This is a genomic window from Mucilaginibacter sp. SG538B (genome assembly GCF_013376065.1).
GTDB lineage: Bacteria > Bacteroidota > Bacteroidia > Sphingobacteriales > Sphingobacteriaceae > Mucilaginibacter > Mucilaginibacter rubeus.
On sequence record NZ_JABMJI010000001.1, the window covers coordinates 1,953,974 to 1,980,730 of the forward strand.

Annotated in this window: 19 protein-coding genes; 11 read left to right on the plus strand and 8 right to left on the minus strand. The window is 41.7% G+C overall.

The genetic code is table 11. From position 1 onward, the window contains the following. Positions 1-419: 419 nt before the first annotated feature. The 4 genes from FHW88_RS07945 to FHW88_RS07960 all read left to right on the plus strand — a co-directional run bounded on the left by FHW88_RS07945 (position 420) and on the right by FHW88_RS07960 (position 6,211). Complete coding sequence (locus FHW88_RS07945; protein ID WP_176624444.1) at positions 420-1,679, plus strand: DUF5009 domain-containing protein; 1,260 nt, start codon at positions 420-422, stop codon at positions 1,677-1,679. Positions 1,680-2,431: 752 nt separating this feature from the next. Then, positions 2,432-4,276, plus strand: coding sequence for a glycoside hydrolase family 9 protein (locus tag FHW88_RS07950; RefSeq protein WP_090526208.1), 1,845 nt, complete (start codon positions 2,432-2,434; stop codon positions 4,274-4,276). Positions 4,277-4,294: 18 nt separating this feature from the next. Next, the gene (locus FHW88_RS07955) at positions 4,295-5,428 is read left to right on the plus strand and encodes a redoxin family protein (protein WP_090525312.1); all 1,134 of its coding nucleotides are present in this window, start codon (positions 4,295-4,297) and stop codon (positions 5,426-5,428) included. Between the two features lie 24 nt (positions 5,429-5,452). Next, on the plus strand, positions 5,453-6,211 hold the full coding sequence (locus tag FHW88_RS07960; RefSeq protein ID WP_176624446.1) for a ThuA domain-containing protein: 759 nt from the start codon (positions 5,453-5,455) through the stop codon (positions 6,209-6,211). Between the two features lie 113 nt (positions 6,212-6,324). Here the strand turns inward: FHW88_RS07960 and FHW88_RS07965 are convergent, their stop codons facing one another. The 4 genes from FHW88_RS07965 to FHW88_RS07980 all read right to left on the minus strand — a co-directional run bounded on the left by FHW88_RS07965 (position 6,325) and on the right by FHW88_RS07980 (position 12,204). Continuing rightward, positions 6,325-9,246: a triple tyrosine motif-containing protein gene (locus FHW88_RS07965; protein WP_176624448.1), complete on the minus strand. Its 2,922-nt coding sequence runs from the start codon at positions 9,244-9,246 to the stop codon at positions 6,325-6,327. Between the two features lie 266 nt (positions 9,247-9,512). Beyond that, a complete protein-coding gene (locus tag FHW88_RS07970; protein WP_176624450.1) occupies positions 9,513-10,487 on the minus strand; it encodes a YeiH family protein in 975 nt (324 codons plus the stop codon). 96 nt (positions 10,488-10,583) lie between these two features. After that, the gene (locus tag FHW88_RS07975; protein WP_176624452.1) at positions 10,584-11,438 is read right to left on the minus strand and encodes a pirin family protein; all 855 of its coding nucleotides are present in this window, start codon (positions 11,436-11,438) and stop codon (positions 10,584-10,586) included. Between the two features lie 76 nt (positions 11,439-11,514). Further along, on the minus strand, positions 11,515-12,204 hold the full coding sequence (locus FHW88_RS07980; RefSeq protein ID WP_176624455.1) for a class I SAM-dependent methyltransferase: 690 nt from the start codon (positions 12,202-12,204) through the stop codon (positions 11,515-11,517). 60 nt (positions 12,205-12,264) lie between these two features. Here FHW88_RS07980 and FHW88_RS07985 point away from each other — a divergent pair, with 60 nt between their 5' ends. Together FHW88_RS07985 and FHW88_RS07990 are read left to right on the plus strand one after the other, a co-directional pair. Beyond that, positions 12,265-12,972, plus strand: a complete 708-nt coding sequence (locus tag FHW88_RS07985; protein ID WP_176624457.1) for a DUF92 domain-containing protein — start codon at positions 12,265-12,267, stop codon at positions 12,970-12,972. 18 nt (positions 12,973-12,990) lie between these two features. After that, positions 12,991-13,773: a zinc-dependent peptidase gene (locus FHW88_RS07990; RefSeq protein ID WP_176624459.1), complete on the plus strand. Its 783-nt coding sequence runs from the start codon at positions 12,991-12,993 to the stop codon at positions 13,771-13,773. Here FHW88_RS07990 and FHW88_RS07995 read toward each other — a convergent pair whose 3' ends face one another. After that, positions 13,774-14,583 (minus strand): MBL fold metallo-hydrolase, encoded by an 810-nt coding sequence (locus FHW88_RS07995; protein ID WP_176624461.1) that lies wholly within the window; start codon positions 14,581-14,583, stop codon positions 13,774-13,776. Between the two features lie 110 nt (positions 14,584-14,693). Between FHW88_RS07995 and FHW88_RS08000 the strand changes: the two genes are divergently transcribed. Further along, positions 14,694-15,353 (plus strand): YceH family protein, encoded by a 660-nt coding sequence (locus tag FHW88_RS08000; RefSeq protein WP_176624463.1) that lies wholly within the window; start codon positions 14,694-14,696, stop codon positions 15,351-15,353. A 121-nt stretch (positions 15,354-15,474) separates the two neighbouring features. Here the strand turns inward: FHW88_RS08000 and FHW88_RS08005 are convergent, their stop codons facing one another. The 3 genes from FHW88_RS08005 to FHW88_RS08015 form a co-directional block, all read right to left on the minus strand. Then, entirely contained in the window at positions 15,475-16,005 is a 531-nt protein-coding gene (locus FHW88_RS08005) for an NADPH-dependent FMN reductase (RefSeq protein ID WP_176624465.1), read from the minus strand. Between the two features lie 109 nt (positions 16,006-16,114). Next, entirely contained in the window at positions 16,115-17,461 is a 1,347-nt protein-coding gene (locus tag FHW88_RS08010) for a sensor histidine kinase (protein ID WP_090525332.1), read from the minus strand. Next, positions 17,451-18,809, minus strand: a complete 1,359-nt coding sequence (locus tag FHW88_RS08015) for a sigma-54-dependent transcriptional regulator (protein WP_090525334.1) — start codon at positions 18,807-18,809, stop codon at positions 17,451-17,453. The genes FHW88_RS08010 and FHW88_RS08015 overlap by 11 nt, the downstream gene beginning before the upstream one ends. A 511-nt stretch (positions 18,810-19,320) precedes the next feature. Here FHW88_RS08015 and FHW88_RS30320 point away from each other — a divergent pair. The 4 genes from FHW88_RS30320 (at position 19,321) to FHW88_RS08035 (ending at position 26,700) form a co-directional block, all read left to right on the plus strand. Beyond that, positions 19,321-20,577 (plus strand): efflux RND transporter periplasmic adaptor subunit, encoded by a 1,257-nt coding sequence (locus tag FHW88_RS30320; protein ID WP_091163814.1) that lies wholly within the window; start codon positions 19,321-19,323, stop codon positions 20,575-20,577. Positions 20,578-20,709: 132 nt separating this feature from the next. After that, a complete protein-coding gene (locus FHW88_RS08025; protein ID WP_090525339.1) occupies positions 20,710-21,387 on the plus strand; it encodes an ABC transporter ATP-binding protein in 678 nt (225 codons plus the stop codon). Between the two features lie 457 nt (positions 21,388-21,844). Continuing rightward, positions 21,845-24,229, plus strand: a complete 2,385-nt coding sequence (locus FHW88_RS08030; protein ID WP_176624467.1) for an ABC transporter permease — start codon at positions 21,845-21,847, stop codon at positions 24,227-24,229. 104 nt (positions 24,230-24,333) lie between these two features. Further along, a complete protein-coding gene (locus tag FHW88_RS08035; RefSeq protein WP_176624470.1) occupies positions 24,334-26,700 on the plus strand; it encodes an ABC transporter permease in 2,367 nt (788 codons plus the stop codon). Positions 26,701-26,757: the final 57 nt, after the last annotated feature.

The following is a 26,757-nucleotide window of genomic DNA, read 5'->3' on the forward strand; positions in this document are numbered from 1 at the left end:
TTATCGTTCCATTAATCCCTGCAAGAAAAACTGCAAAATAATTGGACAATTAAAACCAGTTAATGAATGGGCGGCCTTTGGTTGCCCATTTTCGTTTTTATAACATTTGTGATCAGTCGTACTCATTGCTAACCAATCCGCTCCGCGTTTTTTCCGTCGCTTCCAAAACCCCCTTCTTTCCCAATTGCTGAATTTTTTATTTATATATAATGTTACCTGTGGTAGTAGTGATGTAGTGCTGTAATAAAAGCATCAGATCATGCTATCGGATAGATTTGTGCATTAATGATCCATTGGATTTATACCAGTGCCTTATAAACGAGGTTGGCATTTGGCATGTACGGCGATAATATTTTATATATCGCAAGCCATAATTCACTATTTTCCGTAAAAATTAAATGAAAACCCTCATATAAAATATGCAGCAATTACCCAAACGCCTTTTATCAATAGATGTATTGCGTGCGATTACTATGCTCCTGATGATATTTGTTAACGATGCGGGCGGTGTACAGCATATTCCCGAATGGATAGACCACGCCAAAGGTCTTGAAGACAGGATGGGTTTTGCTGATACTATTTTCCCGGCGTTTTTGTTCATTGTGGGCTTGTCGTTACCATTTGCCATTAATAACAGGATCAAAAAGAGTGATAGTACGAGACAGGTGTTATTTTATATCCTGGTGCGCAGTGCGGCGCTGCTCATTATGGGTTTTTACCATGTAAACCTTGAAGAATATAATTCATCGGCGGCATTAATTCCGAAGGCTGCATGGGCACTGGTTATTACTATGGCATTCTTCCTAATCTGGCTTGACTATCCGGAAACTATGGCAAAGACTAAAAGATATGCCTTGCAGACATTGGGAATTGCTATGCTGATAGGCATGGCGGTGATTTATAAAGGTGGCGAAGATGGCGAGGTACGGGGTATGGAGCCTTCATGGTGGGGGATATTGGGTTTGATAGGATGGGCATATTTGGTTTGTGCTTTGATATTTTTCGCAGTTAAAGGCAAATTGAATAGCCTTATCGTAGCATGGATAATGTTTGCCGCCATTAATATTTTGGCACACTCTATATTAAAGATAGAGGTGTTGCACGACGAAACGATGGTAGCCATCGCAGGAAAAGATGTTACAGGCAGTTTCCTCGGCAATGCTATTATCTTTTTAAAACCGTTTTGGATAATCAACGACGCGTCAACAATGACTTTAACTATGGGAGGCGCGGTAATATCGGGGATCTACGCCAAATTGGTTGAGCAGGGTAAAACGCAACATATTTGGGGCACACTGATTGTCGTCGTTATTTTATTCCTGATAGCAGGTTTTGCTTTAAGGCCTTATACCGAAGGTGTTTCCAAGATCCGTTCAACACCTGCATGGGTATTCATTTGTTCCGGAATTACCACGTTAGTTTTTTTGATGCTGATATATATGGTAGATGTTAAAGGAAAAATAGATGCCTTTAACTGGATCAAACCGGCAGGTACCAGCACACTAACCTGCTACCTGATCCCGTATTTTCAGGTGTTTACACTGGAACTGTTCCAAATTAACTATCCCGGCGTTATCAATAACGGATTTCCGGGACTATTGCGCTCTTTTCTGACGGCTGTGATCATCGTTTTATTTGTTGGATTACTTGAAAAGAAAAGATTGCGCTTAAAAATTTAATTATTATACATACCTAAAATGTCATGGCAACAATTTCATCATTATTGTAACCATGGCTAGTGAAATATGCCGGGAGATGTTGGTGAAAAAATGAGCGCTTACTCGATGCGGCTATCAGACACTTGGATTAAAAGAACTTTAAAAGCATCTTCAAAAGAGGCCCCCGGAAATCAAGCGGCCTCTTTTAGGTTTAGGTTGATTATAATAAAAGCTACTAATTATAATTGCGTTCTTTGGCATAATCGGCAATCAATGCGCCCGCATTGGCGTCAGGCAAAACCTCGCAATTAGGATGTAGCTATACTAATGACGTAGGGATGTCCGTACTTACACGGCCTGGAATAGCCTGTTTAACAATTTTAACTTTACGGCAGTCTCGTAGACTATATTTCATGTTGGATTTATATAAGAGATGAAATTTTATATTCTGCAATTATCAGCCAAACTTTACTCAATTGCTATTTTGAAGCCACTACAATATCACTACTATTATGTTATCGATAAAGTGCTACGTGGTCATTAGCCCAAAGTCGTAGTTTCTAAGCACAGAATTTTAAAAACGACTTTTCACACCCCACTTAGCACTTGCCGGGTAATCGGCGAAGGTAAGTTTGTAACAAATTGAGGTGTTTAATCGCGGTAGTGCTAATGTAGTGGCACAAAAATATCCAGCCGAAACTTAATCTTTTAGCTTTGACCAACATTGCAAAACCATCATGCTTAAACCGCAGGGCAATTTCTTAACTTTATATATGAGTCTGAAAAAACACATCAATGTCCTGTTTAAGGCCACTGCCTTGTTTTGGTTCGGTCTGCCGATTTTTGTACAGGCACAAAATATTAAAGTGGTAACCAATCACGTTGGTTATGAAGATAACAAGGCAAAACATGCCGTTATAGTTGCCGACAACCGTCTTACATTTACATCATTTAACCTCATTGATGCAGATAAGGGTAAAGCTGTATTTACCGGAAAGATCTCTTACAGCGGCCCGGTTGGCAAATGGAAAAAATTTGAGTTTTGGACGCTTGATTTCAGCAGTTTTACCGTGCCGGGGACTTATAAAATTCAATTCGCTTCACCTAAAGGAATAATTTCATCATACCCTTTTACCATTGGCAAAAATGTGCTTGAAAAAGCAACTATATCCGATGTAGTATATTATTTTAAAGGGCAGCGCAGTTCGGGCCTGCTGGATAAGGCCGATCATCATCTGGTATTACCGGGCACAACGGATACTATTGACGCGCACGGTGGCTGGTATGATGCCACCGGCGATTATGGCAAGCATTTGTCGCATTTATCATTTTCCAATTATTTTAACCCGCAGCAGATCTGTTTAACAGCCTTTAGCCTGTTTAAAACATATGAGCTGCTAAACGCCCGCCCGGGAACTGATTTCCGCCAGTTTAACCGCAGGATTTTAGACGAAGCCATGTATGGCGCTGATTATTTAGTGCGGATGCAGGCTAAAAATGGCTCATTTTATCGCTCTGTGTCATCGCCCGGCCCCGGGAAATTGCCTAAGGATAGGGTGATCCAGGCAGATGAAGGCAATTACCGGATTAAACAAACCAAAGACCAGTCGTTTACCAAAACCACCGGGGGCAAAAACTGGCGTGCTTATCAGGTCAGTTACCGATCGGGCGGGGGGATTGCTATTGCGGCGCTGGCTATGGCTTCGGCTTATCAAGCGTCGGGTGAGTTTAGTAACGCCGATTATCTGAAAGCTGCCGAAAATGCCTTTGCTTTTCTGGAAAAGGAAAACCCGCAAATGGACTATGATAAAAAAGAAAATATCCTTGATGATTATTGTGCGCTGAGTGCCGCTACCGAATTATACAAAGCAACTCACAAGGATATATATAAAGCTGCTACAGAAAAGCGTGCTAACAACCTGCTTAACCGCCTAACCTCATGGAATAAATACCAAAATTTTTGGCGCGCCGATGATAAGGACAGGCCTTTTTTTCATTCATCAGATGGCGGCTTGCCTGTAGTAAGCCTGCTGTATTACTATCCTTATGCGTCCACAGATCTGCAGGCAAAGATCAAAACAGCGGTAAGAAAATCAATGGAATTTGAATTGGCTATTACCCACGAAGTGAACAATCCCTTTGGTTACAGCCGCGAACTGGTGCAGGATACATTGGGCAACCGGCACAGCGCTTTCTTTTTTCCGCATGGCAGCGATGCTTCGCCCTGGTGGCAGGGCGAAAACGCGAGATTAGGTTCAGTAGCCACTGCTGCACGAATGGCTGCCAGCCTGTTTAAAGATGATAAGACTTTCCATGACCAGCTCTCCGGCTTTGCGATAGATCAGTTGAACTGGATCCTGGGCCTGAACCCCTTTGATGCCAGTATGCTGCAGGGCACAGGACATAACAATCCGGCGTATGGCTTTTTTGGCACGTTTGAATATACCAACGCGCCGGGCGGCATTGTGAATGGCATTACTTCAGGGTTTGATAATGAGGATGATATTGATTTCAATATCCCTTATGCAGTGTCAGGTAAAGATTCCGACTGGCGCTGGGCCGAGCAATGGCTTCCACACACGGCCTGGTACCTGCTGGCAGTATCAACGAGTGATTAATTGTAAACCATATCTACTATGAAGGAGTTTAAGATCAGTTTGTGTTTCATCTTCGGGTTACTGTTGGTTTTGCCGATGTTTTCTTTTGCCTTTGATGAACATAAAACACTGGCGATAGGAGCAGCGGCGCCCGATTTTAGTCTGCCCGGTATTGATGGCAAAACTTACACTTTGCAATCGTTCAGAAATGCTAAAGTGTTAGTTGTGGTTTTTATGTGCAACCATTGCCCTACCTCGCAGGCTTATGAAGACAAGGTAATAAAACTAACCAGCGACTATGCACCAAAGGGAGTTGGTGTGGTAGCAATCAATCCTAATAATCCTGCCTCATTGCGCTATGATGAATTGGGCTACAGTGATTTAGGCGATTCATTTGAAGAGATGAAAATACGTGCGAAAGATAAAGGCTTTAACTTCCCATACCTGTATGATGGCGAAACCGAAGTAGCTTCCAATAAATATGGCCCGGTTGCTACCCCTCATATTTTTGTTTTTGATAAAGACAGAAAGCTGCGTTACAATGGCCGAATAGATGATGTGGAAAACCCTGCCAAAACACCCAAATCATTGGATGCTCGTAATGCTATTGATGCGGTACTTGGAGGCAAAGAAATAGCAGTACCGGTTACCAAAACCTTTGGCTGCTCGGTTAAATGGGCCGAAAAAAAGGACTGGATAGATAAGGCGCAAATTCAATGGGCAAAGGAGGCGGTAAAACTTGATACCATTAACGCCAGCGGAATTGCAACAGTGGTAAAAAATCATTCGGATAGGTTAAGGCTTATCAACCTTTGGGCTACCTGGTGCGGCCCCTGCGTTGCGGAGTTTGACGATCTGGTTACCCTAAACAGGCTTTACCGCGACAGGGGACTGGAATTTGTAAGCATCAGCGCTGATGACCCGGCTAATAAAGATAAAGCTCTGAAGTTTTTACAACGCAAGCAGTCATCAGGTATCAACTACATTTATACAGGCGATGACAAATATAAAATGATAGAGGCAGTAGATCCTAAATGGGATGGAGCTTTACCTTATACCATGCTGATTGACCCGGATGGGAAGGTTGTATACAGCCATCAGGGCGCTATCGATCTGGAGGAAGTTAAGAAAGTGATCTGGAATAACCCGATGATGGGCAGGATCTATAAATAAATCATCAATGCAGAAATTATCGATATGAAAAAAATAGCCCTGATCTTCAATTTTTGCCTGTTAACCGTTATCAGCGCGTGGGCACAAAAGGCCCCGCGTTTTAAAGTAATAGCCCTGTATGAAAACGGGGGACATCATATTAAGTATTCAAAAGTGGCAAAAGTATGGCTGGATAAGCTGGCTGCTGACAGTAATTTTTCTGTCGATTATATTCAAAGTACTGATAGAATTGATGATGCTTTTTTATCTAATTATCAGTTAATTATCCAGTTGGACTACCCGCCATATGCCTGGAAAAAAAAAGCCGTAAAAGCCTTTGAAAAATACATTGATGAAGGCAAGGGAGGCTGGATAGGTTTTCACCACGCAACCCTGCTGGGCGAGTTTGATGGCTACCCGATGTGGAACTGGTTCTGGAATTTTATGGGGGGGATCCGCTATAAAAACTACATAGCTACATTTGCCAAAGGTACTGTCAATATTGAAGATCAAAACCATCCGGTAATGAGGGGTGTATCACCAGCTTTCCTGGTTCAGAAGGAAGAGTGGTACACTTATGACAAAGATCCAAGGCCTAATGTACATGTGCTGGCCTCGGTAGATGAATCAACCTATGAACCTAAAGACGGTATTACCATGGGTGACCATCCTGTTGTGTGGACTAACCTCAGGAAAAAAGCCCGTAACGTTTACATCTTTATGGGACACTCGCCTGTGCTTTTTGATAGTAGGGATTATACCAGGCTTTTCAGCAATGCGATATTCTGGGCCGCCGGAAAATAAATACGGAGTTAACCGGAATTGAGTAAAAACATTTTTAAAACAAGAAATGCCTATGAAAAACGGCACTTTGATGTTTGATAGTAGCTGGAAAATAATAAGATCAGGAAGCAGTTTTAGCCGGATTGTTTAGTAACCTCCATCAAAAAATCATACAGATTGGTTTCGGTAGCTAATTGCAGTTTTTTGCGCACGCGGTAACGGCTGATTTCCACGCCTTTCAGCGAGATGTTAAGCATCTGCGCTATCTCCTTTGATGACAGGTTTAACCGTAGGTAAGCACACAGTTTCAAATCGGTTGAGCTTAAACCGGGGAATTTGGCTTTCATGGTGGTTAAAAAGTTATTATGCACCTGGTCAAAATACATGGAAAAGTTGTCCCAGTCATCATCACTTTTCCCGGTATCGTTTAATAATTTAAACACACTCCTGAACTGGTATGATGCATCAGGGATATTAAGTTTTTTGATCAATATCATCACCTCGTCCTTAATATTGAGCAATAGTTTTCCCCTGTCAACCATTTGCATGGTTAAGGTAGCCAGCTCCTTATTTTTATGAGATAGTTCGGCTTCAAGTTTTTCGTTTTTAAGAGCTATGATCTCTTTATCATTCCTGTCAAGTTCAAGACTATGGAGGTAGCTGAGCCTTTTCTGTTCATCTGCATGGCGTTGTTGATACAGCTCGAAACGTTTTTGCTGTGCCTTTATGCCGATATAAACAATGCAGGCAATGATCAGGAAATAAGCCAGGTAAGCCCAAATAGTTTGGTACCAGGCCGGCTCAACAATAAAAGTATAATTGACAGCAGCAGATGCAGTGCCCAAATTATTACGGGCCTTTACCGAAAACGTGTATTTGCCATAAGGAAGGTTGGTGTAATCCTTCTCTGTTTTAACCGACCATTGTGACCAGTCTTTATCAAAACCTATCAATTTATAGCTAAACTCTTCATTGCTTTTTTGTGCGAACAGGGTAGATGTATATTCAAAATGAAAGGAATTCCAGTGGTTGGACAGCGAGGCAATAAGTTGCGTGTTTTGTGCTGATGCGATCCGGTTGTTTTTAACAAAATATCCTCCAAAAATCAGGCTGTCTTTTTCAGCTATAGCTTTTACTGTAGTAAGCAATACCTTGAGTTTGTTGTTGGAAGATACATACTGTCGGTAATTTAAATGAAATACGCCATTGTTTGAGCCGATAAAGATGTTCTCCATGTCGTACGGATAAATATACTCTGCCCCCTTTACTGTTTGCCCGGCCAGTTCAGGGAAATAGATCACCTTATAAGATACGTTAGATGATCTTTTGCCAAAATCAATTACGCCAACCCGCTGGTTGCTGATAAACCAGATATTACCCTTACCGTCTTCTGTAAGGAACTCGATTTTTGCTTTGCCAAATATAGGTTTGTAAAAAACAGACCGAGCAAAGTCACCCTCGGTGACATTATACTCATAAGCACCTTTTTCGGTGACAGCGATTACTTTGTTTTTAATAAAATACACATGATTATTCAGCGCCGATGGTAAGCCGCTTTTTTCGGTATATTGTGTATAGCCAACTACCTTTTTCCTGTCGGCGGATAGCTGCACTTTAAAAATGCCCCTGTAGGGGTGCGTTGCCCACACGAAGTTGCCCTTATCCACCGCGAGGTTTCCTAACGATTCATAAATACCATTTATTTTTCCTTCAAAGGTAAATCCGGCACCATTGTATTTTAAGAGTTGAAAGCCGGTGTAAGTCCCTGCTATCACATCTTGAGTAGCAGGGAAAGCTTTCACCATCCACGCCCCCGGGCCGGGAGTAATCAGTTTAGCCTGGTTATCGTCTACCTGTAAAACACCATCCTGATGACCGGCCAATAAATGCCCGTTAATTTGCGTAAGGCTTAAAACCTGTCCTTTAGTGTTTGGCACTTCTGCAAAAGCACCTGTGGCCGTGCTGATATCTTTTTGCTGCGCGCCTATCGGTACAGCATATAAGCCGTTCGATGTTCCGATGAACAGTTTATTGTTGAAGATACTTACCGCATTGCTTTTTACCAGGTTTTCGCGATTGGGATAAATATTTTTAACTGAAGTGTTATAACTGATAAAATCGAGCCCATTTTCCAGTCCGAGCCATAAATTACGATCTCTGTCTAACAATATACCATGCACATTATTGTTTTGTAACCCCTGATTGTTGGAGAACTGGTCTATCGGCTTGCCTTTGCCATCAATAATAATCAGCCCTTTTGCTGATGTACCAATGGCGTACCTGTCGGTGCCAATTTTTTGAATGAAGTTTATAAGATCAGTAAGCAGGATTCCATCAATAGCCGTGTTTTTTTTAACCAGTGACGAGCCAGCGACGATAAAGAGGCCATTTTTGCGGGTACTTACCAGTAAGGTGTCTTTATTAAACTCAGTGATGCCGGTGATGCTCAGCGCCGTTGTGGGTTGTTGAACGGAGGCTTGCCAGCGCGAATCTTTAAAAATAACCAGTCCAATAGCTTTATCATAAGCAAACAATTTACCGCCGGCCTGGTTTAGCAGCATCCAGCCACCGGGTGCATCAAAGGTGTGCATGGTATTGTTCTTCAGCTCAAAGATACACTCTATGGTCCTGAAGAACACCTCATTATTATGGATAACGATATCCCAGATATCGGCAAACTGCCTTGCTTTTTTGGGCAGGAGTTGTTTAAGCGAATGAAATTTGAGGATGCCTGCATTGTCAGGAAAAAAATAGCCTACTTCATCCTGTCCGCCAACATAAATACGTCCCCAGGCATCAATAGCTACAGATTTTATGGCGCTTTTATTAGGAAGCGGATATGTTTTCCAATAACTCCCGTCGAATGTCAGCAGGCCTTCATCATTGGCAAAATAAAGAATCCCATTCTTATCTTGTTTAATATTCCAAATCTCGCTCCCTGCATTATATTCATTATGCGTGTAGCTTTTGATAGCGGGTGTCCCAATGGTTGTTTGAGCAGAAGATGCGCAGATCGACATGCGCAGAACAATAACAAATAGCATGCTTTTTTTCATTAACTGTTTTCCTGGCGAGGGTTAAAACCCATTGATAATTAGTATTGCCCGGCAAATGCGAGCCTAATTAATAGCCGTAAATTAATCAACATTTTACATATAATATGTAGTTCGCTAATATTGCTAAGCGAAAAAAACGCATATGTGGTAAACCTGCAATAGATTGCGTAGTGGTATTGTAGAGGCATAGACTATCTATAAAACCAAAATAGCAATGCTCCATTGTGTGGCTGTCAAACATCTGCAGCGGCATAGAATAGCATGACCTAAGCTAAATGCATAACTGCATACAATGCTGCCCCTGATATCGCAATCCAAAGCGCTACTCCCTGCAGAAGTGGCTTCAACCCAACCGATGCCAATACCATGCGTGAAAGGCCCGCACCTATTAAAAACAAGGTAAGTGTTAAACCAGCCTTTGCTATGTTGATTATAAACGGGCTTACCAATTTTATAACAGGCACGTAAGTATTAGCAATCATTGCCAATATAAACAAACCGATAAAATAGGGGATACTCACTTTTTTTGATTTGTTTTTGAACAGAATGGTAGATAGAAATGCTACCGGGATGATCCACAGGGCCCGGGCCAGCTTGACAGTAGTTGCTACTTCCAACGCATGAGCACCATATTTACTTGCTGCACCCACTACTGAGCTGGTATCATGTACGGCAATCGCACACCATAAACCAAATTGCGTTTGTGATAAATTAAAATAACTACCAATCACTGGGAAAACGAATAAGGCTATTGAATTGAGAATGAATACGCAACCTAACGCTACGGAGATCTGCTTTTCTTCAGCTTTGATAACCGGTGATATGGCTGCAATTGCGCTTCCTCCACAAATAGCAGTTCCTGATGAGATCAAAAATGAAGTCTTTTTTTCGATGCTCAACCATCTGCCCATCAGCGTGCCAAATAGCAGTGTTCCGGTGATGGAAGCAATGGTAAACAGGACACCTTCTTTGCCGGCTTGCAATGCGCTGTGCACATTCATGCCAAAGCCTAAGCCTACCACTGAAACTTGTAATAAAATATGGGTTGCCCTGTGATTAAGGTGCAGATAGGGATGACCGGAACATTGCGCTACTATTAAGCCTAATAATAAGGCAACGGCCGGGCTCATGAAGGGCATTAAACATAGCACTATACAAATTGCGAATATAACCTTGCGGGCGTTTTCATTGATGTTTAATAAAAGGCCGCCGGTATTGTTTAGTTGATGTTGGGTATTCATTTTTCCTTTGTTTTAATGATACAAAGGTGTGAGGAATTACCGCTGGTTTTTTATCATAAAACGCAATCTGTGATAACTAAAAGTTATTATGAACTCTTAATAATTTAATGTGCCAAATACGCCGTTTTGATAATCGGATAATGCCTGCTCAATTTCTTCGGGTGTGTTCATTACAAAATTATCCTTAGCTGATACGGGTTCGTCAATAGGTTCTGCTGAGAGGAATAATACCTGCGAATCTTCGGTAGCCATCACTGAAATCTCTTCGTTATTTTTTTCAAATACGATTAGATTATATTGGTTGATGGTTTGTTCATTTACATTAACACAGCCATTTATAATATAAAGTAATGCCCAGTAGCCGGGTATGGCTTCAAAGTTTGCCTTTTTACCTTCGGCTATTTTTCCAACTATAGAAATAACCGGGGTGAAGTTTTTGATAGGTCCGGTTTTGCCCTCATAATCTCCGCTGGCCAAACTGAAGTCGAGGCCTTCACCAATAAGTACTTTCGGTAGTTCGCTTGCTTTGGCCGACTGGTAAAAAGGCTCATCCCACTTTTTACTTTTAGGCGCATTGATCCAAAGTTGAATAAGTTCCTGAACGCCACCCTGCTGCAGTAATTCGGCAGTGGGGCCCTCGCTGTGCATAATACCTTTGCCTGCAAACATCCATTGTACATCGCCGGCTTTGATGATCTCATCGTTACCCGCATTGTCTTTATGGTAACCTTCGCCCTGCAGCATAATAGTGTAAGGGCTAAAGCCTCGATGCGGGTGTGGATGGATGCGCAAGGTTTGACCGGGCGTTATTATCTCCGGCCCCATGTGATGTAATACAATGAACGGGTTTGCAAACCTAAAATCTTTATGGGGCAACGGTTGACGAACGGTTTCTTCGGCAGTAATTTTCTTTTCGCGACCGGCGAGAATATGAGTGATGACTTTTTTCATTAGGATGATGTTATCGGAATAAAAATAGTTTATTCAGCACATAATACAGCCTGCCAACAAGAAAATTACTGTTGTTTTACTTGCTCAATGTTAACCGCACCAGATACTGCTTAAATTCATCCTCCAATAACACCTCCATATCAAATCCTGCTTCTGCAACGATGGGCTCAAGTGTTTTTTCATCAACATATAACCAATGGAACCAGTCAGTTTTTTGGCGATTGTATTCATATTGATAAAGTAGCTCACCGTAATAACCTTTTTCCGGCAGGCCATCTTCATATAAATAAGTGATATCTGATGAATCAAATAAGATTTGCCCGCCTGGCTTGAGCAGCAGTTTAATGTGTTGTAAAAACACCTTTAGGTTTGCAAGCGTTCCGGTAAGGCCAATCCCGTTCATGAGCAAAAGCAGGGTATCGTATTTACATTCGTCATAAACAAAAATGTTACCTTTGATTACTTTGTTTACTTTGCGCAGTTTCATTACATCACAGGCTAACGGGGAAATATCAAGCGCGGTGCAATCAAAGCCACGTTGCTGCAATACTAAAGCATGACTGCCTGCTCCTGCGCCAATATCCAGCACGCTTCCGCGGCATTCGTTCATGGCCAGCCATTCTATATCCGGCATGTCATCCTCATCCCTGAAGTAAACATCAATGGGCATCTCCTCTTTAGGTCCATATTGATTATTGATCCAAAGTTTATGGTTAGCTGATTTATGATAATGATCATGTATGGCCTGGCCCAGTATATCTTTCATGTGCCCAAAAGTATGAATTGAAAGTTTAATTTAGCGCCACATTAATCCCTTTGATCGACTATGTGGTTAAGTTATGGTTTGCTGGCACTTATTTTAGTAGCTGGTGTAGCATACAGTATATCGGCCCGTAAGCTAACTGTTATAGCAGCATTAACCGGTGCCGCTGTTGCCATCCTGGTATTTGCCGGTGCCTGCTTTACAGGTTTAGCCATGATGACCACCTTTTTTATCTTAGGCTCGGCGGCTACCTCAGTGCAAAGCAAAGTTAAGCAGGATTTAAATGCGGCGGAAAAAGGTGGAAGAACAGCCGGACAGGTTTTGGCCAATGCAGGTACCGCTGCCTTATGCGGAATTTTGATCTTCGTTTTTCCGGCCCAAACTCAAGTTTTACAATTGATGATTGCCGCCATCTTCGCTTCGGCAACAGCCGACACATTGTCATCGGAGTTAGGGACGGTTTACGGAAAACGTTTCTTCAATATTATAACCCTAAAGCCGGATTTACGCGGACTTGATGGGGTGATCAGCTTAGAGGGTACTTTAATTGGCGTAATTGGCTCAGTTATCATTGCTGTTGTTTATGCCATAGGAATGGGTTGGACAGCGGACCTCATCTTGATAGTTGTTGCCGGCATATTGGGGAATGTAGCCGACTCTGTGTTAGGTGCTGTATTAGAAAGAAAAAATCTGATCAACAACAATACCGTTAATTTTTTAAATACCCTGATAGCCGCTTTGTTTATGTTGTTGTTGTACTTTGTTTTATAATTTAATCTGTAAATAAAAATGGTTCCTATCCTGATATTGATCGTTGTTGCGTTGGTGGTGTTCGTTTTCCTCAATAAAAAGAAAATGGTAAATGAAACGCCTGCTGCCACATTGAATTATAAAGCGCTTTTAGAATTGCACATTCCATATTATCAGCACCTTGATGCTGATCGAAAACTGTTGTTTGAGAGAAAGGTTGCCGGACTTTTAGCGGATATTACTATCGAGGGTGTTGGTACAACGGTAAGCGATGCTGATAAAGTAATGATAGCTGCCAGTGCCGTGATCCCGATATTTGGCTTTAACGATTGGAAATACCGTAACCTCACCAACGTGATCCTTTACCCAGATACTTTCGACAGCGAGTTTCAGTTTGAAGGAGAAAACAGGAACATTTTAGGAATGGTAGGCTCAGGATATATGAACGGGCAAATGATCCTGTCGAGAGCGGCGTTGACAAAAGGTTTTAGTAAATCGGCAGGGAAAGGGAACACGGCTATTCATGAGTTTGTACACCTGCTTGATAAATCGGACGGGGCTACTGACGGTGTGCCCGAAAATCTGCTTGCTCATGAATATGTAATGCCGTGGCTGAAGATGATTCACCAGGAAATTCACAAAATAGAAGCGGGTCGTTCTGATATTAATCCATATGCAATAACCAATGAAGCCGAGTTTTTAGCCGTTGTTTCCGAGTACTTTTTTCAAAAGCCAAACGAGTTGAAACATAAACACCCCGAACTGTATGATATGCTAAGCACCATCTTCTTGCAGGATCTGGCTGATAATGATGTTGCCTGATCAAAAGCTCAGGCCAAGCTGCCCTAACGACTCATGCTGAACAACCGTATTGCTGATATAATAAACCGGCGTTTCCTCGTGCCTCGAAGCTACGATGATATTGATACCATCGGCACAATTGGTAAACAAATCTTTCACCAGTTTAGGGTCGTTGTTATTTTTAGATAGGTGTGAAAGCAGCAAGTGGGTCATGTGCGGTGGGCGGTGTGTTGTAAATAACCCCAGGGCCTGCTTGTTTGATAAATGTCCTTTTCCCCCGCAGATGCGTTGTTTTAAATAATAAGGGTAACCGCCTTTATCAAGCATGTCATCATCGTAATTGGCTTCCAAAAAAGCGGCGTGGCACTGGCTAAAGTAGCGGATCAGTTGGTCGCACACTATTCCCAGGTCGGTAAACACGCCTACCTTAACATTGCGACAGCTTACAATAAAGCTATGCGGCTCAGACGCATCATGCATTTTGGGGAAGGATGTTACTTCGAGGTCACCAATAACAATTGTTTGAAATGCGGTAAGGTGATGGACCTTAAAATGATCAACACCGCTAAGGTGCATCAACGTGCCGGGGGTGATGTAAACCGGCAGCTGATATTTTTTGGCTAATACCGGTATACCACGAATATGATCAGAATGTTCATGCGATACAAAAATGGCTTTTACCTTTTGCATGGACAAGCCCAGCCGGGTCATGCGTTTTTCAGTCTCGCGGCATGAAATGCCCACATCAACCAATATAGCCTCCTGATCGTTCCCTACGTAATAGCAATTGCCATTACTTCCCGAATTTAATGATGTAATGAATAAAGACATTGCAATGCAAAGTAAACTATTTTGGTGTTATTATTTTAATCCTAATGATTTTAGCATTCAGAAAATCAGCATTTTTTTTTGACGCTATAAAAACCTGCTTATATTTAGCCATGGATTCACCGCAAACTTTACCCGTACTTGATGCAGAAGAACTACGTGTGCTTGGTACTTTAATGGAAAAGGCCAAAACCACGCCCGATTATTATCCTATGACCCTTAACGGATTGGTGGCCGCCTGTAACCAGAAAACATCGCGCAAACCTGTTGTTAATTATGACGATGATACTGTTATCAATGCGCTAAACTCATTAAAACGACGGGGGTTGACATCTACCGCTACCGGTGGTTCTATTCGCAATATTAAATACAAACACAATTTTGCGATAGTTTTCCCGGTGATCCCGTCAGAAGTAGCACTGATTTGCCTGTTGATCCTTCGCGGTCCTCAAACACCCGGTGAATTGAATACCAACAGCGGCCGCATGTACGAGTTTGAATCGATAGAAGAGGTGCAGGAAATCCTGGATAAACTGGCCGGAGGTGAAATGCCTTATATAGTACAGTTGCCAAAACGCCCCGGCCAAAAAGAAGTTAGATATGCCCATCTATTAAGCGGAACACCCGAAATTAACGATGATGATTTTGCAGATGAGCCAAGTGGTCGCCCATCTTCATCAGTAATGGAGGCCCGTTTAACAAAAGCCGAACAGGAAATTGCCGAATTGAAAGAAACCGTGGGCAGGTTGATGAGGGAATTGGGAGTGGAGTAAAAATTATGGTCTATGGAACTTGTTTCAACACCTCATTTGCTAAGCCGCCTGCTAATCTGGGCGTCTGCCTGTCCTGTGGGGTGCTGAAATAAATTCAGCATATGGTGCAGTTTTTTCATGGCTATATTTCTTTTAAAAATACTTCCATTACATCCCGCAAAGCCCTCTCCGTTTGCTCATCTGTAATATTCCCATTCACATCTATTTTACTCCTGATAAAAGGAATAAGCAAAGTTGCTCCTGCTATTACTTTTGCTGAAAGCGCCCCAAGTGTCAGCAGCAATGCAGCGTGAGCATGACTGCCAACTGATGACGCGGTAACTAAAGCTACAGGTTTATCAACCAACGAACCGCTCGAGACCATCCAATCCAACATGTTTTTAAGCTGACCGGGAACTCCAAATGCATACTCAGGTGTACAAATGATAATGCCTGATGCATTTTTAATTAATTCTCGCAATTCTGCAATTGCTTCTGGTGGATGTTCATGATCCAATCCCGGATCAAATGGCGGGATATCTGCCAGTTTGCCGTACACAAAAAAGCTTATATCAGTTGGAACCAATCCGCTTAAAAATTGAAGGATTTTATGATTAGATGATCCCGACCTTAAACTGCCGGAAATGGCGAGGATATTACCTTTATAATTCATGAAGCAGACGTTATTAAACCAAACTTACGAAGTTTTGGAAACTTCGTAAGTTTTCGGAATGTCATATAAAGGATGCTAATCAAAAGCTCCCCTTCAGGGGGCTGGGGGGTTATACGAATGACAAAATAAACGCCGAACCTTTACCTTCGGTTGATTGTACCTGGATATTGCCCTTGTGCAACAGCATGATCTGTTTACACAGGCTTAGGCCAATACCGCTGCCTGTTTTACGGGTACTGAAGAAAGGGATAAAGATTTTGTCGAGCAGTTCGGGTGGCATGCCTAATCCGTTATCGATAACTTTTACAAAGGTTTTTCCACCCTGAATCTCAGCTGTAAGCGTTATGCGCGGTGTTTCGCGGTCTTTTACAGCTTCAATAGCGTTGACCAGCAAATTGATCATCACCTGTTCGATGAGGTTAATATCGGCTTCAATGGCAAGTGTCGGATCGCGCAGGATGATCTCCAGTTCTATCTTCTTTTTCTCCAGTGTAGGCGTCATCAAGCTGTTGAGGTTTTCAAAGATATTACGCACCATGATCTTGTTCAGATCAAGTTTGGTGATCTTATTGAGGCTGCGGTAGCTTTCGGTAAACTTAAGCAGGCCTTCGCTGCGGCGCTTGATGGTATCGATACCGAGCTCAATATCTTCCAAATCGCTATGAGGCAGACTTTCGGCAATATCAGGGCTTTGCAGGCGGTTCTTGAGCGTATCCGCCAGTGAGGAAATAGGAGCTACGGAGTTCATGATCTCATGCGTCATTACATTAAGCAATTTCGACCACGCTTTCGACTCCGTTTCATCCAAGGCTTCGTTTACGTTTTGAAAAGCGATGAGTTTGTATAGTTTATCATCGCTGCGCATCAGGCTGGCGTTCACCAGTATTTTAACCTGTTGCTGGTTACGGGTAACAGTGATAATCTTACTATCTCCGGGTTTGAGTTTAATAAGTTCAGCATACAATGATGGCTCACGCTTTTCAAGTGAGTGCACAGTCTTAAGATAAGGTACGCCTATAATGGTTTTAAAAGCTTCATTGATCCAGCCGGTTTCGCCGGTTTCTTCTTCGTAAGATAAAATGCCGGTATCAACCAGCTCAAGGATTTTTTGCAGGTAATGATATTGTGTTTCGCGTTCGCGGCTTATCAGTTTAAATGTGGTATTGATATCGTTAAAACCTTTACGCAGGGGCTTAAGCTCATTGGGGGCCTTGCGTACATCAAAATGGCGGGAAAAATCACGGTAATGGATCGACTCTACAAATTGATTTACTTCGTCCTGTGCTTTTTTCTGAAAACGGATCATATCCACCACCGAGTAGGCAACCAGCGGCAACAGGATCACGAGATACAACAGCTGATTAAGGCTTACTATGACAAAAGCCGTGACGGTAAGTACAATCAGCAATAAAAATACACGCAGCAAAAGCCGCCACTCGTAACGGTTAAATATCATATTTACTTAGTCTTCGGTATAAGGCGGTGCGGGTGAGGCCAAGTTCTTTGGCTGCGCGGGTAATATTGCCATTGTGTTTTTCAATAACCCTTAATATAGCGTTCTTTTCAAGGGCGCTTAACGGAATATTGTCGGCATCAACCACGCTCTCTGTTGATGTTTCCAGTATTGAAAAGATCAGGTCGTCGGGCCTTAAGGTATTGTCGTCGGCCATAATCACTGCACGTTCAATAGTATATTGTAATTCACGAACATTGCCCGGAAAATTGTATGATTTAAGCTTGTTAATAGCTGCCGTATCAAAGTCCATTGATGGCTTAAGATATTTACTCGCGTACAATTTCGCAAAATGGCGAGCCAATATTACAATATCCTCATTACGACGGCGTAGCGGTGGCATATTGATCTCGACAGTATTGATACGATAGATCAAATCCTTACGGAACTTGTTTTCGTTTGCCAGTTCGCTCAAAGGCACATTGGTAGCGCAAATGAGCCTGATATCCACATCAACAGGTTTGTTGGTGCCCAAACGGGTTACCTGGCGGTTTTGTAAAATGGTAAGCAGCTTGGCCTGTTGCTGCAAACTGATGTTGCCAATTTCATCTAAAAATAAAGTACCGCCCTGGGCTTCTTCAAAACGCCCCATACGGTCTTCCCGGGCATCGGTAAAGGCGCCTTTTTTGTGGCCGAAGAGCTCACTTTCAAACAGGGTATCTGTTAACGCGCCAACATCTACTTTAATAAAAGGTTTATCAGCGCGGAGCGAACGTTCGTGGATAGCCTTTGCCATAAGATCTTTACCGGTACCGTTCTCTCCAAGGATCAGGATATTGGCATCGGTAGGGGCTATCTTGTTCACCTTATAAAAAATATCCTGCATCACGTCCGATTCACCAAGGATAGAAGTGTCTCCCGCGGTGCTTTTTACAGGGGTTTTGGTGGTTTTTGTTCCACCTTCTTTTTTATCCAAAAGATCTTTTATCGTATTTATGAGCTTTTCGTTGTGCCATGGCTTTACCACAAAGTCATTTGCTCCTTCTTTAAGCGAACGGACAGCCAGGTCAATATCACCATAAGCTGTTATCATAATTACGCAAACATCAGGCTTCCATTCTTTTACCTTGCGCAGCCAGTAAAGCCCCTCATTGCCCGTGTTAATTGCGCTGTTGAAGTTCATGTCAAGCAAAATCAGATCAACCTCGTTACGTTGCAGCAGCCAGTTCAGGTTTTCGGGGTTCTTTTCGGTGATGATTTCACGGGCTTCGGGTTTTAGCAAAAGTTTAACCGCGGTAAGTACGTCCGGATCGTCATCAACAATTAAAACGGTGGCTTTTTTTAGTATCATTTATTTTTAGTTAATAGTTCATAGATAATTGTTCATGGTCTTCAAAACGATGCCACTTGATCATTTAAGTTCAAAATAAAAATAGCATCTTATTTATTGAGGGTGTCAATTTAATAAAAGTTATAAATTTAAATTAAATTGTATCTCTTTACCGAAGCTGCCTAAATAAACTTTTAGCATTGTTGCCATCAACTATGAACTATACGCTAAAACCATTTAACTATGAACAATAAATTAAAGACTCGCTAATTATGCCACATGTTACAATTTTTGTGCTAAATACCCGCACTTTATGCAGTATATGATATAAATACTTCACAATGAAGTGCTAACCTGTATTTGCCTATAACAGGCTATTAATACGTAAAAAAACATTGTATCAATACCGTACACCTGATGTAACAGAAGCGTACGCTCAAATATGGTGTTTTGTGTTTAAGTTATTGAAAAACAGTATCTTAATTTGTGGCATATCTTTTTGTTATAACATTCAAAATATTATAGAAATACAGTGGACAGAAAAATTGAGAAAAAGACCTGGAACAGCAAAAAGATACTTACCATTGCAGGTATTACAGGCATTATTTTACTAATAGGCGGCAGTATTTATCTTACATCGGGTAAAAGCAAGCTTGATGTTGATACTGAACGCTTAACTATAAGTACTATTACTAAAGGTCCTTTCCAGGAGTTTATACCGGTTAACGGCGTGGTTATGCCGCTAACTACCATATTTCTTGATGCATCTGAAGGCGGTGTTGTTGAAGAAAAATACGTTGAAGACGGAGCTAACCTTAAAAAAGGCGATCGGATTTTGAGAATGTCTAATACCGATCTTGAGCTTACTTTAGCTAACCAGGAAACCGCGGTTTATGCCGAGCAAACCCAAATGCAGATCTCCCATAACAATGCACAGCAAAACACCATCAGCAAGCTAAATACTATGGCCGATGTAGAGAATGCATATAAAGAGGCTGAAAGGATTTACAAGTTGGACAAACATTTATATGATCAGAAAGCCATCGGCCTGCAGGAATATCAATCAGCTAAAAATACTTATGATTATCAGGTAAATCGTTACAAATTGGCTAAACAGATTCTTAGGCAGGATACAGCGTTGGTTAAGCAACAGGCTTCACAATCACAGGAACAATACGCCCACATGAAAACTACGCTTGAACTGATGCGAAAAAAAGTGGCCGGTTTAGTATTGGTGGCGCCTACCGATGGCCAGTTAACCTCAATGGATGCCGAAGTAGGTCAGAGCAAAAATAAGGGCGAGCATTTGGGGCAGATAGACGTACAATCGGGCTTTAAGGTTAGGGTTGATATCGATGAGCATTACCTGTCACGTATTTACACCGGCCTGAAAGGCGATTTTCAGTTTGCCGATCAAACATATAACCTGGTCATAAAAAAGGTATATACCCAGGTTAAAACAACAGGTAGTTTCCAGGTTGATATGCAATTTGTTGGTAAAGTGCCTACAGGGATCCGTAAAGGGCAAACACTGCAGGTGAGGTTGGCGTTGAGTGATCAGATGCAGGCGGTATTGGTGCCTAAAGGTGGTTTCTTCCAGCAAACAGGCGGCAATTGGATCTTTAAGGTAAGTGAAGATGGTTCAAAAGCATACAGGGTAAACATCCAGCTTGGACGCCAGAGCCCTGATTACTTCGTGGTAACAGAAGGCTTAAATCCGGGCGATAAGGTTATTACCTCAAGTTATGAAACCTATGGTGATATTCAGGAGCTTGTGCTAAAAAAATAACGTAACCAGGCTGCAACGCCTGGCACTGTTTAAGCGTCATATATAATATATAACAGAGCTAATTAATAAATTAAAATAAACAAAAAATAAAATCATATCGCCATAAAGGCGGGATGAATAACGGAGGCACCAATGATAAAAATTTCTAATCTTGAGAAATTCTACCGTACCGAAGAGGTAGAAACCATCGCATTAAACAAGCTATCTATGGAAGTGGCTACAGGTGAGTTTGTAGCCATTATGGGCCCATCGGGCTGCGGTAAATCAACCCTGCTTAATATTTTAGGAATGCTTGATGACCCGGATGCCGGCAGCTATGTTTTTAATGAAATTGAAGTAGCGCATTTTAATGAGCGTAAACGCGCCGATCTGCGTAAACACAACATCGGTTTCGTGTTCCAGAGCTTTAACCTTATTGATGAACTTACTGTGTTTGAAAACGTTGAATTGCCGTTGATTTACACAGGAGTGGCTGCTTCAGAGCGTGTTAAAAGGGTGGAAGAGGTGTTAGACAAAATGCAGATCATGCACCGTCGCAACCACTATCCGCAGCAGTTATCAGGTGGTCAGCAACAGCGTGTGGCCATTGCCCGTGCAGTTGTTAATAAACCCAAACTGATCCTTGCGGATGAGCCTACCGGTAACCTGGACAGCAGCAATGGTAACGATGTGATGGAACTGCTTACCGACCTGAACGAACAGGGAACTACCATTATCATGGTTACCCACTCTGAACATGACGCCCGTTACAGTCACCGCATTATACGCCTGCTTGACGGACAAACGGTTATGGAAAATATCATGGTGTAGTTTGTTGAGTTCATAGCTGATGGTTTTATAGCTCTCTTGGTAAGAAAAGAACTTCCGGTTTAAAACTGACGATTTTGACTTAGACCAACGCCCCCGAAATCAGTTTATAGATAAGTTAATAATTGCCTCTGCTGCCCTTCTCTGCATTTGTGAGAAGGGCATGTTAGAGAATTTTACTATTTAAGAGCTATTCCTATGTTTAAAAACTACCTGAAAACCGCATGGCGAAACTTAGTTAATACGAAGTTTACAGCGCTTTAAATATTGTTGGCCTAACCGTTATCATAGCTTTTTTTTATCATCAGCTGCCAGGCCATTAAAGCAGCGTTGACCTGGTGAAGAGTCTACGTTCTGAATGGCGATGTCACTTGTTCATGAGTGAAGGTGAGTAAACCCGATGAATCAATTGCATAAGCAAACAAGCGCCAATGAATGATTAAACTAATGAACTAACCCAATGATAAGAAACTACATCAAAATTGCATGCAGGAGCCTATGGCGGCATAAAGGATTTTCGATAATTAATATTATTGGGCTGGCAATAGGTTTGGCAGCCTGTTTTCTAATCTACATAAATATAAAGTTCGAACTCAGTTATGATACGTTTAACGAAAAGTTCGATCGCATTTATCGTGTCGCAGTTGATGTAGTACATCCTAATTCAACTATTAAAACATCGGCAGCATTTGTACAAATTGGTCCATCCTTACAAGAAGATTTCCCCGAAGTACAAGAAAATGCCAGGATACTCGGGGCAAGATTTTTGGTACAATATGGCGGCGCAAAATTTCAGGAAGAAAACCTCATATATGCAGATCCTTCATTGTTCACGGTATTTACTTTACCGGTCATCAAAGGCGATGTGAAAAAAGGATTTGAGGCACCGTTCAGGGTTGTAATGACACAAACTATGGCCAGAAAATATTTTGGCGATGTTGACCCTGTTGGTAAGACCCTAACACTTGATGGCAAATATCCAGCTTTGGTTACAGCAGTTATAAAAGATGTACCTGCAAACTCACATTTTAAATTTGATATGGCTGTTTCTTACGCCACCTTTTTAAAATTTCGTCCAGATGTATTGGCGAATTGGGCCGCTATTTGTGGACGCACCTATGTGGTATTGCCCAAAGGGTATAATTCGCAAAGGTTAGAGAGCCAAATGACGGCTTTTGCAAATAGACATTATACCGCAGCTGATAAAAAGGAAGGTGTAAATTACGATTATCACTTTGTACCTTTGAAAGATATTTACATGGATACCACCAGGGGAGGTCCGGAATTTGGTGATTTGCATAATATGCGAATTTTTTCGGCCATTGCTGTTGTTATTCTTCTTATTGCATGTATTAACTTTATAAATTTAACCACAGCAAGGGCAGCAGAACGGGCAAAAGAAGTTGGGATTCGCAAGGTAATTGGAGCAGCGAGAAAGCAGTTGATTATCCAGTTCTTATCCGAAACGGTTATTATATGCCTATTTGCCTTTTTATTTACGATATTGCTAAGTAATTTGTTATTGCCGTTTTATAATCAGTTATCGGGCAAAATAACAAATACCACCATTTTTGTTCATGGTTATGTGTTCGATCTCTTTTTGTTGTCATTAAGCATCGGTGCTGTAGCTGGTTTGTATCCCGCCTTTGTTCTTTCCGGTTTTAAACCAATAGCTACATTAAGTGGCAGGATTAGTAAATCTTTTAAAGGAATTATAATACGAAAATCACTTGTAGTCGTACAGTTTACGGTATCCATAATTCTCATTGTTGGCACCATTGTAGTTTATACGCAACTAAATTATATGCGTAATCAGCCACTTGGTTTTCAAAAAAACCAAATGATGACCATTGATTTTTTCTCAGATACCGCTGTACAGCATCGAGTTGAATTAATAAAGAATGAATTAAAAAAAATTCCCAATGTAATTTCTGTAACGGCGTCCAGAAGTTTGCCCGGTTTTGGTAACGGAAATAGCGATTCGGAGATAGAGAACCACACAGGTGTTATGCAGCAAATGCTTATTGATGCGTACTATGTTGACTATGATTTTATTCCACAGTTTGAAGTGAAAGTAGCGGCTGGCAGAATATTTTCGAAATCGTTCGGCACTGATACCTCTAAAGCTTTTTTAATTAATGAAGCAGCAGCCAAAAGCCTTGGCTACAGTAGTCCCTCCGAAGCGATAGGACGTAAGCTTTCACAATGGGGGCGAACCGGAAAGATCATCGGCGTTTTAAAAGATTTTCATTTTCAATCGCTGCAAGAGCCTGTTAAGCCGTTAAGTATAAGTGTCGATCCTGATTTTAACAGGATGCTCACGCTCAAAATCGCAGCAAAAAATATTCCTGCAACGATAGCTGCTATTCAAAACAGATGGAAAACCCTTGTGCCCGAACGACAATTCAATTACGCTTTTGTTGACGAAACTTTTAATGCTCAATATGCAGAACAAGTAAATTTTGGTAAACTGTTCATGTATTTTGCTGTGTTGGCTATACTTATTTCCTGTATGGGCTTATTTGGTTTAGCATCATACAGCACCATACAGCGTACCCGCGAAATAGGTATCCGTAAAGTATTAGGGGCTTCTGTATCGGGTATAGTAAATATGCTGTCAGCAGAGTTTTTGAAGCTTGTTATACTATCGTCATTAATTGCATTTCCGCTGGCATGGTTAACCATGCACAGATGGCTGCAGGATTTTGCTTATCGTATTGCGATAGGCTGGTGGGTTTTTGCGTTAGCAGGGATGGTAGCGCTTGTTATAGCCTTCGCTACGGTAAGTTTCCAGGCATTGAAGGCGGCGTTGACTAACCCGGTGAAGAGTTTACGATCTGAATAATTATTATTAAGTCATTAGCTACGCGTCATAAAGTCATTTTGATTGGCTAATTGCGCAAGTGACAGGTAATGACTTAATGGCCAATGACTAATGAAATAAAACATATGTTTAAGAACTATTTAAAAATCGCGTGGCGGAGTTTGATTAAAAACAAACTTTATTCGACCATCAATATTGGAGGTTTGGGTGTAGGCATGGCAGTGAGCTTTATGTTGCTGTTATATGTTTATAATGAATTTACTTACGATGGGTTTCATGAAAATAAAGACAGGTTGTATAAGGTAATGCGTAACCAGCCTTCAAATGGCGAAATAAACACGGGGGATGCCACGCCCGTGCAGATTGCTGCCGCGCTGCAAAAAGACTATCCGGAGGTTGAGTATGCAGCCCGTGCAAACTGGTCATATGATCAACTGTTTAATTACAACAACAAACCGTTAAAAGTTAATACAATTGCGACCGACGAGTCATTTCTGAACATGTTTACACTTGATTTTGTGAAGGGTAACAAAAAAGATGCTTTTAGGGATATGTCGTCAGTTATCATGTCCGAATCGGCAGTAAAGGCCGTTTTTGGCGATGTCGATCCTATAGGTAAAACTGTTAAGTTAAATGGTTCGCGGCTGGTAAAAGTGAGTGCTGTTTACAAAGATCTGCCCCGGAATTCTACGTTCAGGTTTAATGCACTAATTCCATGGAAACTTTATGAAGCTGATAATGGCTGGGTGAAAACATCGGGTTGGGGTAACTATTCGTTTAAAACTTATGTTATGCTTAAGCCTGGTGTTAATGTAGATAAGCTTAATCTGGAAATCAAAAAGTTAATTGGTCGCTATGACGATCATAATAAAGAAAATCAGTTGTTCTTGTTTCCATTTGCCAAATGGCACCTGCACAGCGAGTTCAAAAATGGAGTGAATACAGGTGGCGCAATCGAATACGTGCGTTTATTCCTTTTTCTGGCAATAGGTATTTTGCTTATTGCGTGTATCAACTTTATGAACCTTTCTACTGCGCGGTCTGAGCGCCGCTCCCGTGAAGTTGGGATCCGTAAAGTTGTGGGTGCACGGAGAATAGCCATTGTTCAGCAGTTTTTAGGCGAATCAATCCTAACCGCTATAATTTCGCTTGTTGTTGCACTGGTAATAATAGCATCAACGCTTGGTTATTTTAACGAAATCATACATAAGCAACTAACAATTCCTTATAGAAATGCGTGGGCATGGGGTGCCGCTATATTAGTAACGCTGATAACAGGTTTATTGGCAGGTAGTTACCCGGCTTTGTTTTTATCGTCGTTTAAACCGGTAAAAGTTTTAAAGGGCACTAACAAAACTGGTAGAAAAACGCTGCACTCAAGACAGGTATTGGTTATTGTGCAATTTGTATTTGCTACATGTCTTATACTTTCAAGTATCCTGATTTATAAACAGATCAACTACATTAAAGACCGCCCGGTAGGTTATTCACAAAATGGACTTATCGAAATCTCATTAGATGGAAATTTATATAAAGAGTACGAAAACTTCAGAACGGATATAATTAATGCAGGAGCCGCTGTTGATGCTGCAGAGACATCGGGCAGTATAGCCAGTAACGGCAGCAGCAGTTGGGGCATCAACTGGCCCGGACAGCTACCTGGCGAGGATAAAATACCTATCGACCAGATTGTTACTTCATTTCATTTTATTTCAACTTATAAGCTTGAATTGATAAAAGGCCGTGATTACATACCTGGTCGTATGGCCGATTCACTGTCGCTCATTATGAACGAATCGGCTGTTAAACTGATGCGGTTAAAAGATCCGCTTGGGCAGATAGTGAAATGGCAGGGCCGTAATTGTACCGTGGTTGGTATTGTTAAAGATTTTGTTTGGGGATCGCCATATGAGCCTGTCAAGCCTGCCATTATTGGTTTTGATAAAGGTTGGGCAGGTCAGCTTGGTATTCGTTTAAATCCGAACGCTTCGGTATCAAAGAGCCTTGCTACAATTGGCAATATTTATAAAAAATATAACCCCGAATACCCATTTGAATACAAGTTTGTTGACGAAAACTTCAGCGGCAAATTTGAGAATGAAAAGCTGTTGGGTACGTTGTCGAGTTCGTTTACGGTGTTGGCCATTATTATATCCTGCCTCGGCTTGTTTGGTTTAGCTTCGTTCTCGGCCGAGCAGCGTAAAAAGGAAATCAGTATCCGTAAAGTATTAGGCGCAAGCATCAGTAGTTTGTGGTTCAACCTGTCGAAAGAGTTTTTAATACTCGTGGTTATTTCATTTATTATTGGTTCGGCCCTGAGCTGGTACAACATGAGCAAATGGTTACAGCATTATACCTACCGTACAGATATAAGCGCCTGGGTATTTATTGCCACTATAGGGATCAGTATGGTAGTTTGCCTGCTTACGGTAAGCTGGCAGGCTATCAAAGCGGCGTTGAGCAATCCGGTTAAGAGTTTGAAAAACGAATAGATCGGTCTACGCTCCGGCAACCGCTCAATACTTGCGCCAGAAAAGTGTGATTTAAGA

Bases quoted from the DNA above. Each gene is read 5' to 3' on its own strand.
- FHW88_RS07945 (WP_176624444.1), top strand. From the start codon at position 420: ATGCAGCAATTACCCAAACGCCTTTTATCAATAGATGTATTGCGTGCG.
- FHW88_RS07950 (WP_090526208.1), top strand. From the start codon at position 2,432: ATGAGTCTGAAAAAACACATCAATGTCCTGTTTAAGGCCACTGCCTTG.
- FHW88_RS07955 (WP_090525312.1), top strand. From the start codon at position 4,295: ATGAAGGAGTTTAAGATCAGTTTGTGTTTCATCTTCGGGTTACTGTTG.
- FHW88_RS07960 (WP_176624446.1), top strand. From the start codon at position 5,453: ATGAAAAAAATAGCCCTGATCTTCAATTTTTGCCTGTTAACCGTTATC.
- FHW88_RS07965 (WP_176624448.1), bottom strand. From the start codon at position 9,246: ATGAAAAAAAGCATGCTATTTGTTATTGTTCTGCGCATGTCGATCTGC.
- FHW88_RS07970 (WP_176624450.1), bottom strand. From the start codon at position 10,487: ATGAATACCCAACATCAACTAAACAATACCGGCGGCCTTTTATTAAAC.
- FHW88_RS07975 (WP_176624452.1), bottom strand. From the start codon at position 11,438: ATGAAAAAAGTCATCACTCATATTCTCGCCGGTCGCGAAAAGAAAATT.
- FHW88_RS07980 (WP_176624455.1), bottom strand. From the start codon at position 12,204: ATGAAAGATATACTGGGCCAGGCCATACATGATCATTATCATAAATCA.
- FHW88_RS07985 (WP_176624457.1), top strand. From the start codon at position 12,265: ATGTGGTTAAGTTATGGTTTGCTGGCACTTATTTTAGTAGCTGGTGTA.
- FHW88_RS07990 (WP_176624459.1), top strand. From the start codon at position 12,991: ATGGTTCCTATCCTGATATTGATCGTTGTTGCGTTGGTGGTGTTCGTT.
- FHW88_RS07995 (WP_176624461.1), bottom strand. From the start codon at position 14,583: ATGTCTTTATTCATTACATCATTAAATTCGGGAAGTAATGGCAATTGC.
- FHW88_RS08000 (WP_176624463.1), top strand. From the start codon at position 14,694: ATGGATTCACCGCAAACTTTACCCGTACTTGATGCAGAAGAACTACGT.
- FHW88_RS08005 (WP_176624465.1), bottom strand. From the start codon at position 16,005: ATGAATTATAAAGGTAATATCCTCGCCATTTCCGGCAGTTTAAGGTCG.
- FHW88_RS08010 (WP_090525332.1), bottom strand. From the start codon at position 17,461: ATGATATTTAACCGTTACGAGTGGCGGCTTTTGCTGCGTGTATTTTTA.
- FHW88_RS08015 (WP_090525334.1), bottom strand. From the start codon at position 18,809: ATGATACTAAAAAAAGCCACCGTTTTAATTGTTGATGACGATCCGGAC.
- FHW88_RS08025 (WP_090525339.1), top strand. From the start codon at position 20,710: ATGATAAAAATTTCTAATCTTGAGAAATTCTACCGTACCGAAGAGGTA.
- FHW88_RS08030 (WP_176624467.1), top strand. From the start codon at position 21,845: ATGATAAGAAACTACATCAAAATTGCATGCAGGAGCCTATGGCGGCAT.
- FHW88_RS08035 (WP_176624470.1), top strand. From the start codon at position 24,334: ATGTTTAAGAACTATTTAAAAATCGCGTGGCGGAGTTTGATTAAAAAC.